We start from the raw sequence: 535 nt of genomic DNA, 5'->3' as shown, positions 1-535 counted from the left end.
GGTTCCTGGTCTTCGCCGACGAGCCCAAATCCGCCGCACGCCAATCGCTGTTGGAGCTGGCCGAGCTGGGCATCGAGCTGAAGATCGCCACCGGGGACAACCCGCGAGTGGCCGAAAAGGTCTGTGAAGAACTGGGTTTGGCCTCGAAGGGCACGATCACCGGCGCGCAGCTCGAACCCCTGGACGACGCCGCGTTCGCGTACGCCGCGCAACACCACACCATCTTCGCGCGCATCTCCCCCGAGCAGAAGGCGCGGCTGATCACCGCGCTGCGGCGCGAGGGGCGAGCCGTCGGCTTCCTGGGCGACGGGGTCAACGACGCGCTGGCGTTGCACGCCGCCGACGTGGGGATCTCCGTCGACAGCGCAACCGATGTGGCGAAGGACGCTGCCGACGTGGTGCTGCTGGAAAAGGATCTGGGCGTGCTGGCCACCGGGGTAGCAACGGGCAGAAGGATTTTCGCCAACACGATCAAGTACGTATTCATGGGCACATCAAGCAATTTCGGGAACACGTTCAGCGCCGCGGCGGCGTC

At 66.0% G+C, this 535-nt stretch carries 1 protein-coding gene; it reads left to right on the top strand.

Features of this window, described 5'->3' with window-relative positions; translation table 11 throughout:
- Window positions 1-535, top strand: a 535-nt coding sequence (locus A9X04_RS32225) for an HAD-IC family P-type ATPase (protein ID WP_156764253.1), incomplete at both ends; no start/stop codon positions are given.

Source organism: Mycobacterium sp. E3247 (assembly GCF_001667785.1).
Classification (GTDB): domain Bacteria; phylum Actinomycetota; class Actinomycetes; order Mycobacteriales; family Mycobacteriaceae; genus Mycobacterium.
This window is presented reverse-complemented; position numbering and strand designations above follow the sequence as displayed.